Here is a 7,384-nt window from a genome sequence, read left to right on the forward strand (position 1 = left end):
CGGCGCCGCCCCTGCCCCCGATGTCGTGGACGCACCTCACCCCGCTGCCGTTGGACGTGGCGGCGCTGGAGATCGTGCCTTCGGCGCCGCCATCGCCGCCGGGGGATGTCGGGCCGTTGCTGTCGCCAACGCCCGCCGACGCGGTGCGGGGCATGGCGCGGGACCGGCTTTCCGCCGCCGGCGGCTCGGGGCAGGCGGTGTTCTCGGTGACGGCGGCGAGTGTGGTGCGGGAGCCGGGCGGGGCGCTCCGCTGCTCCCTCGGCTGCCGCGTGGACGTCGCGGGCAAGGGCGGCGAGGAGGGCGGCGGCGGCTTCATGGAGGCGGCGGCGCAGCGCGGCGTGTCCGGCGCGGAAGCGTCGCGGCCGCGGGCCGCGGACCTGCTGTTGCGGCGGACCATGGAGGACCTGAACGTCGAGTTCGAGTTCCAGCTCCGGCGCAACCTCCGGCGCTGGCTCGTCGCGGTGGCGCCGGCGGCCGGCGGCGGGGCGGCGGTGCCGCCGCCCGTCAGCCGCGAGGAGTTGCCTCCCGGTGGAGGCGCGGCGGCGCCGGGCGGGGCCGCCACGGGACGACCGCAGCCACCGCCGGATCCAGAGGAGTGACGACGCGATGCCGGTCACGTTCAGCAACCCCGACGGGGTGTTCCCGCCGGGCTCGCGCTATTCGCACGCCGCCCTGGTGGAAGGCGGCGGGCGCCGCTTGCTGGTGTCGGGCCAGGTCGGACTGAGACCGGACGGGCACCTCGACCACGATCCCTGGGAGCAGATGCGCCAAGCCTTGGCCAACCTCGGCGCCATCCTCTCCGCGCACGGCATGGGGCCGCGCCACGTCGCCAAGATCACGGTGTTCCTGACGGACCAGGAACTCGTCCCGCTCTGGCGGGAAGCGCGCGACGCCTTCTTCGACGGCCACGCGCCCGCGAGCACCCTGCTGGTGGTGGCCGGGTTGGCCCACCCGCGCTTCCAGGTCGAAGTGGAGGCGGAAGCGGCGGATTGAGGCCGCGACGGCGCCGAAGCCCGATGCCGGGCCGATCAGCGATCCGCGGCGAGCGCCCCCGACAAGGCAAGCTCCATGTCACGCAGCTTGAAGGGCTTCTGCAGCACCGGCCGGTCGCGGAAGTCCTCGCGCAGGCCGCGGTTGCCGTAGCCGGTGGCGAAGACGAAGGGCACGTCGCGCGCGGCGAGCGCGTCGGCCACCGGGAAGCTGGTTCGCCCCCGGAGGTTCACGTCGAGCAGGGCGGCGTCGATGCCGCCGCCCTCCACGGCCGCGAGCGCCTCGTCCGCCCCCGCCCCCGCGGCGACCACGATGTAGCCGAGCGCGTCCAGCATGTCTTCCACGTTCATGGCGATCAACGCCTCGTCCTCGACGAGGAGCACCCGGCGGCTCGTTGGTGTGTCAGGGCTCAAGAACGGCTTCTCCCTTGCCGATGGCGGCCGGTGCGTGTGTTCCGCGGACGGGCACTACCGGGCCCGGCCGTTCACTCGAAGGTGAGCGCGCCGAACAGCCCGGCCCGGTCCGGTTCGCGCCGGGCAGCGCGGGCGCCTACCAGCCGCGCGCGGGCCGCATCCGGCTGTTCGCACGAGCCGCCACCGGGATCGAAGCGCGTGGGATGCTTGGCCGCGGAGGCCGTGTCGTCCCGTCCCGGCCTCTCCGGCGACGGAAGGCGACGCTTCAGCCGTGGTCCCCGGGCGAGCGCAACCGGCGCTGCCGTGGCGAGCGGAGCAGCGGCGAAACGGCAACAAGGCCAGCGCGCGAGTGGGACACGAGAGCGGCAGGCCCCTCGTCGCAAGGGAAAGACAACCAAAAAATGAGCCGGCCCCTTCCGTCCTGAAAATCATTCAAAGCGCGACGACTGAAGACGACGCACTCCAGACGGGATATTATAACTTAGGGGGAAAATCAACCCCCGCTTTAGTTTGAGCCGGCTTGAAGTGTCCGCCGACGGGCCGGGGCGGCGGGTGTCAGCCCTCGTTCACACCGCGTGGGGCGGCGATGATCGCCATGAATTCGCGCCGGGTCGCGGGGTCGGTGCGGAAGGCGCCGAGCATGTGGCTCGTCACCATGGTCACGCCGGGGCGGTGGACGCCGCGGGTGGTCATGCACTGGTGCGTGGCGTCGATGACCACCGCCACGCCCTTGGGCTTCAGCACCTCCTGAATGCTGTTGGCCACCTGCGCGGTCAGGCGTTCCTGGATCTGGAGGCGCTTGGAAAAGGCTTCCAGCACGCGGGCGAGCTTGGAAATGCCGACCACCCGCTTGTCCGGGAGGTAGGCGATATGGGCGCGGCCGATGATGGGCGCGATGTGGTGCTCGCAGTGGCTCTCGAACCGGATGTCGCGGAGCACCACCATCTCGTCGTAACCGTCCGTCTCCTCGAAAGAGCGCGCGAGCAGCTCCACCGGATCGACGGAGTAGCCGGTGAAGAATTCCTCGTAGGCCTCGGCGACGCGTTTGGGCGTGTCGCGCAGCCCTTCCCGCTCCGGGTCGTCGCAGGCCCAACGCAGGAGGACGCGGACGGCGGCCTCGGCCTCCTCGCGGGAGGGGCGGCCGGTCATGCCGCGCGCTGCGCCTCGACGCGGAACTCCGCTTCCGTCTTGGCCTTGATCTCGTCCACCGACACGCCGGGCGCGGCTTCCACCAGGGAAACGCCGCCGTCGCCCTTCTTGTCGATGGCGAAGACGCCGAGTTCGGAGATCACCATGTCCACCACGCGCTGGCCGGTGAGCGGCAGGGTGCAGCGCTTGAGGAGCTTCGGTTTGCCGCCGGCGGTGTGCTCCATCAGCACCACCACCTTCTTGACGCCGGCGACCAAGTCCATCGCGCCGCCCATGCCCTTCACCATTTTGCCCGGGATCATCCAGTTGGCGAGGTCGCCGTTCTCCGCCACCTGGAGCGCGCCGAGGATCGAAAGGTCGATGTGGCCGCCGCGGATCATGCCGAAGCTCTGGGCGCTGTCGAAGTAGGAGGAGGTCGGCAGCGCGGTGATGGTCTGCTTGCCGGCGTTGATGAGGTCCGGGTCCTCCTCCCCCTCGTAGGGGAACGGGCCGAGGCCGAGCATTCCGTTCTCGGATTGGAGCTGCACCGTCATGCCGGGCGGCACGTGGTTCGCCACCAGCGTCGGGATGCCGATGCCGAGGTTGACGTAGAAGCCGTCTTGCAGCTCGCGCGCGGCGCGGGCCGCCATCTCGTCGCGGGTCCAGGGCATGTCTCGCTTCCCCTCGTTCTTACGCCACGCCGCCGGCGGCGGCCGGCTCGCGCTTGCGGACGGTGCGTTGCTCGATCCGCTTTTCGTAGTCCGCGGGGAGCGCGATCATGCGCTTCACGAAGACGCCGGGCGTTATGATGTGGTCCGGGTCGAACTCGCCGGGCCGGACCAGGTGCTCCACCTGCACCACCGTGACCTTGGCGGCGGTGGCCATGATCGGGTTGAAGTTCCGCGCCGTGCGTCGATAAACGAGGTTGCCCTCGTGGTCGCCCATGTAGGCGTGGACCAGGGCGAGATCGGCGAAGAGGCCGCGCTCCATCACGTAGGTCTCGCCGTCGAACTCCTGCGTGGGCTTGCCCTTTGCGACCTCGGTGCCGACGCCGGTTTTGGTGTAGAAGGCCGGGATGCCTGCGCCGCCGGCGCGGATGCGTTCCGCCAGCGTGCCCTGTGGGTTGAACTCGATCTCCAGTTCGCCGGCCAGGTACTGTTTGGCGAAGGTCTGGTTCTCGCCGACGTAGGACGAGACCATCTTGCGGATCTGGCGCGTTTCCAGCAGCACGCCCAAGCCCACGCCGTCGATGCCGGCGTTGTTGGAGACCACCGTGAGGTCCTTCGCCCCGCTTTCCCGCACCGCCTCGATCAACACGGCCGGGATGCCGCACAGGCCGAAGCCGCCGGACATGATGGTCATGCCGTCGCGCAAGAGTCCGGCGAGCGCTTCGCGCGCGTCCGGGTAGACCTTTCGCATGGGTGGCTCCTGTGCGGCCGGGATCGTCCCCGGCAAGGTAGTGGCGTGGGCACGGGCGCGGAAGGCCCCTGGACGCGGCGGCGCGGGAAAGCCTTGCCGGCGCGGGCGGCGGCGGCTATACCCGCCGCCTCTCCACGGCCCTTGCGGGGCCGGAGCCCGGGGCCATAGCTCAGTTGGGAGAGCGCTTGAATGGCATTCAAGAGGTCGGCGGTTCGATTCCGCCTGGCTCCACCACCTTCCACTCGCGGCACGCTGGAATCGCGCCACTTCCGCAGCGCTTGAATGGCGGCCCACGCACCGGCCCGCGCTCGCTCATTGGTGGGCGATGCTTGGCCGGGACGGTTGACCTGTCGCGGGCGCGGCGCCCGGGCACACGGCAGCGGCCCGACGGAAACCGGCACGCGCCGCGCTTGGCCGAGGTGCTCCTCGTGTTGAGCGTGGCGGCGTCGTGGTCCTCGCACGGGTGAGGCGGTGATCCGGCGGCCGGCCCCGCTCGCAACGGGATCGGCGGCCGCACGGCGCGTCCCTTGGCGGGGTTGGATGGCCGATCCCGGAGCGGGTCAACCCCGCGCCTCGGGCCGCGTTGCGCTCCGCGGAGGCCGGCCTTCGCGCTGCGGAGCGCCGGTTGCGGCTGTGCAGATGGGATGGAAACGGCCGCCCCGCATCGCACGCGGACCCTTCGAAGTCGAAAACCATCCGCGCCACCCGCACGGCCCCGACCCCGCCGCGCCAAGGCTCGCGCACCGCCTTGGAGAACCCCCATGCCGACCGACGCGCCCGACGCCCTGATCGGCCTCACGGCGGCCGAGTTGCTCCCCGGCCGCCGGGCCAGCCGCACCGGCCGCGTGCCGCCGCGCGCCTTCGACCTCGCCGCCGCCGTGACGGGCCTGCCGCCGTTCTACCCGCTCGACGGGCCACCCACCGCCGACGAGGCGCTGCTGCTGGGGGCGCTGGTGGCCGAGTTGGCCGCGCAGGAACTGCCGGGGCCGGGCACCGTGATCCTGGCCTCGGAGCTCCGCATGTTCGGCGCGCCTGCCCCGGACGAGGAGGTGACGACCGCTTTGACCGTCGTCCCCTGTGGCAACAGGGCGGCGGGCGAGGTCGCGCTGGAAGCCGCCGTGTCGGGCGCCGGCGGCAGGGAATTGGCGGCCGGGCGCTTGTTGGTGCGTCCGCCGCGCGAAAGGGTGACGATCCCGCACACGGAGCGCCCGGCCATCGTCCTGCAACGCCACCCCCACCTCGCGCGACTGCTGGCGCGCGCGGCGGAGGAGGAGCCGCTGCGCACCGCCGTCGCCTGGCCCTGCGACCGCGACAGCCTGCTCGGCCCGCTGGAGGCGGCCCACCGCGGCTTCCTCCGCCCGGTGCTGGTCGGCCCGCGGTCGTTGATCGCCGCGGCCGCCGGCGCGGCGGGTGTCGACCTCGACAGGGCCGAACTGGTCGAGGCGGACGACCCGCACGCCGCTGCGGCCGCCGCCGCCGCCCTGTGCCGCGACGGGCGGGCCGACGCGCTGATGAAGGGCAGCCTGCACACCGACGAGCTGATGGCGGCGGTGGTGTCGCGCGCGAACGGGCTGCGCGGCCGCCGCCGCATCAGCCACGTCTTCGCGTTCGACGTGCCGGCCTACCCGAAGCCGCTCTTCGTCACGGACGCCGCCATCAACATCGCCCCGGACCTCATGGCCAAGGCCGACATCGCGCAGAACGCGGCGGACCTGGTGCGGGCGCTCGGCGTCCTGCTGCCGAAGATCGCCGTGCTGGCGGCGGTGGAGACGGTGAACCCGGCGATGCCGGCCACGATGGACGCCGCCATGCTCAGCAAGATGGCCGAGCGGGGCCAGATCACCGGCGCGCTGGTGGACGGCCCGCTCGCCTTCGACAACGCGGTGAGCCGCGCCGCCGCCAAGACCAAGCGGATCGAGAGCCCGGTGGCCGGGGACGCGGACGTCCTCCTCGCGCCGGACCTGGAGGCCGGGAACATGGTGGCGAAGCAGCTTTCCTACCTCGCCGGGGCGGAGAGCGCGGGGCTCGTCCTCGGCGCGCAGGTGCCCGTGATCCTCACGAGCCGCGCGGACAGCGTGACCGCCCGCTTGGCTTCGGCGGCCCTGGCGCAGCTCGTCGTGTCGGCGCGCCGGCGCGGAACCGCGGCCGGATGAGCGGGCCCTTGGTGGGCGTCGTCAACGCCGGCTCCTCCTCCCTCAAGTTCGCGCTCTACGAGGCGGAGCGCCGCGTCCTGTCCGGCGCGGTGGACGGCATCGGCACGCGCCGCCCGCGCGCCCGGGCGGCGGAGGCCGGCGGCGCGGAGCTGGCGCCGCCGCTCCCGGACCCGCCGCCCGCCACGCCCGGGGAAGCCGTGACGGCGCTGCTGCCGTGGTTGCGGGACTGGCTCGGCGGCCGGCGGATCGCCGCCATCGGCCATCGCGTGGTGCATGGCGGCGTCCGTCACACGAGGCCCACCCTGGTCACGCCCGGGCTGCTGGACGAGCTCGAAGCGCTGGTGCCGCTCGCGCCCCTGCACGAGCCGCACAACCTGGCGCCGATCCGGGCCGTGCTCACGCTCGACCCGGCGATCCCGCAAGTGGCCTGCTTCGACACCGCCTTCCACCGCACCATGCCGGAGGTGGAGCAGGCCTACGCCCTGCCGCTCGCGCTGCACGAAGCGGGGATACGGCGCTACGGCTTCCACGGCCTGTCCTACGAGCACATCGCCTCCGTCCTGCCGGAGCGCGCGCCGGGCATCGCCGGCGGGCGCGTGGTGGCGGCGCACCTCGGCAACGGCGCCTCGGCATGCGCGATGCGCGCGGGCGTGTCGGTCGCCACCACCATGGGCTTCACGGCGCTCGACGGCCTGCCCATGGGCACCCGTTGCGGCGACCTGGACCCGGGCGTGGTGCTGCACCTGCTGCGCCAGGCGGGCATGGACGCGCGCGCGGTCGAGGACCTGCTCTACCGGCGCTCAGGGATGCTCGGCCTGTCGGGCGGGGTCTCGTCCGACTTCCGCGACCTGCTGGCGAGCGAAGACCCGCGCGCCGCCTTCGCGGTGGAGGTCTTCTGCCACCGGGCGGCGCGCCACGTGGCTTCGCTCGCCGGCGCGCTCGGCGGGCTGGACGGCTTGGTGTTCACGGCGGGCGTGGGCGAGAACGCGGCGCCGGTGCGGGCCGCGATCTGCCGCGCCTGCGCCTGGCTGGGCGTGGAACTCGACGAGGCGGCGAACGCCGCGCACGGGCCGCGCATCAGCGCGCCGGGCAGCCGGGTGGAGGCGCGGGTGGTCCCGACGGACGAGAACCGCGTGATCGTCCGCCACACGCTGGCGCTGGTGGGCGGTTAGGTGTCCGTCCCGGGGTCGAGGTGGCGCGGGTTGGTCCTGGAGGGGGCGGTGGTTCGCGCCGCTCATCCGATCAGGCCGAGGCTGCGGGCGAGCACATAGGCGGCCACGA

7 protein-coding genes and 1 tRNA gene are annotated in these 7,384 nt (G+C 72.9%); 4 read left to right on the forward strand and 4 right to left on the reverse strand.

Annotated elements, in window-relative coordinates; all coding sequences use genetic code 11:
* Positions 1-606: 606 nt before the first annotated feature.
* A complete protein-coding gene (locus tag ABD067_RS17940; protein ID WP_343896738.1) occupies positions 607-993 on the forward strand; it encodes a RidA family protein in 387 nt (128 codons plus the stop codon).
* 35 nt (positions 994-1,028) lie between these two features.
* Here ABD067_RS17940 and ABD067_RS17945 read toward each other — a convergent pair whose 3' ends face one another.
* From ABD067_RS17945 to ABD067_RS17960, 4 genes are all read right to left on the reverse strand, one after another.
* Entirely contained in the window at positions 1,029-1,403 is a 375-nt protein-coding gene (locus ABD067_RS17945) for a response regulator (RefSeq protein WP_343896739.1), read from the reverse strand.
* Between the two features lie 555 nt (positions 1,404-1,958).
* Complete coding sequence (folE, locus tag ABD067_RS17950; RefSeq protein ID WP_343896740.1) at positions 1,959-2,552, reverse strand: GTP cyclohydrolase I FolE; 594 nt, start codon at positions 2,550-2,552, stop codon at positions 1,959-1,961.
* Complete coding sequence (locus ABD067_RS17955; protein ID WP_343896741.1) at positions 2,549-3,202, reverse strand: CoA transferase subunit B; 654 nt, start codon at positions 3,200-3,202, stop codon at positions 2,549-2,551. Before ABD067_RS17955 ends, folE begins: the two co-directional genes overlap by 4 nt.
* Before the next feature lie 19 nt (positions 3,203-3,221).
* The gene (locus ABD067_RS17960; RefSeq protein ID WP_343896742.1) at positions 3,222-3,950 is read right to left on the reverse strand and encodes a CoA transferase subunit A; all 729 of its coding nucleotides are present in this window, start codon (positions 3,948-3,950) and stop codon (positions 3,222-3,224) included.
* A 158-nt stretch (positions 3,951-4,108) separates the two neighbouring features.
* Here ABD067_RS17960 and ABD067_RS17965 point away from each other — a divergent pair.
* The 3 genes from ABD067_RS17965 to ABD067_RS17975 all read left to right on the forward strand — a co-directional run bounded on the left by ABD067_RS17965 (position 4,109) and on the right by ABD067_RS17975 (position 7,275).
* Positions 4,109-4,184 (forward strand) — tRNA-Ala (locus ABD067_RS17965).
* A 527-nt stretch (positions 4,185-4,711) separates the two neighbouring features.
* The gene (locus ABD067_RS17970; RefSeq protein WP_343896743.1) at positions 4,712-6,103 is read left to right on the forward strand and encodes a bifunctional enoyl-CoA hydratase/phosphate acetyltransferase; all 1,392 of its coding nucleotides are present in this window, start codon (positions 4,712-4,714) and stop codon (positions 6,101-6,103) included.
* Positions 6,100-7,275 carry an acetate/propionate family kinase gene (locus tag ABD067_RS17975; RefSeq protein ID WP_343896744.1) on the forward strand — a complete coding sequence of 392 codons (1,176 nt, stop codon included), beginning with the start codon at positions 6,100-6,102 and terminating at the stop codon, positions 7,273-7,275. The genes ABD067_RS17970 and ABD067_RS17975 overlap by 4 nt, the downstream gene beginning before the upstream one ends.
* Positions 7,276-7,384 lie beyond the last annotated feature (109 nt).

It is taken from the genome of Craurococcus roseus (genome assembly GCF_039523795.1).
Taxonomy (GTDB): Bacteria; Pseudomonadota; Alphaproteobacteria; order Acetobacterales; family Acetobacteraceae; genus Craurococcus; species Craurococcus roseus.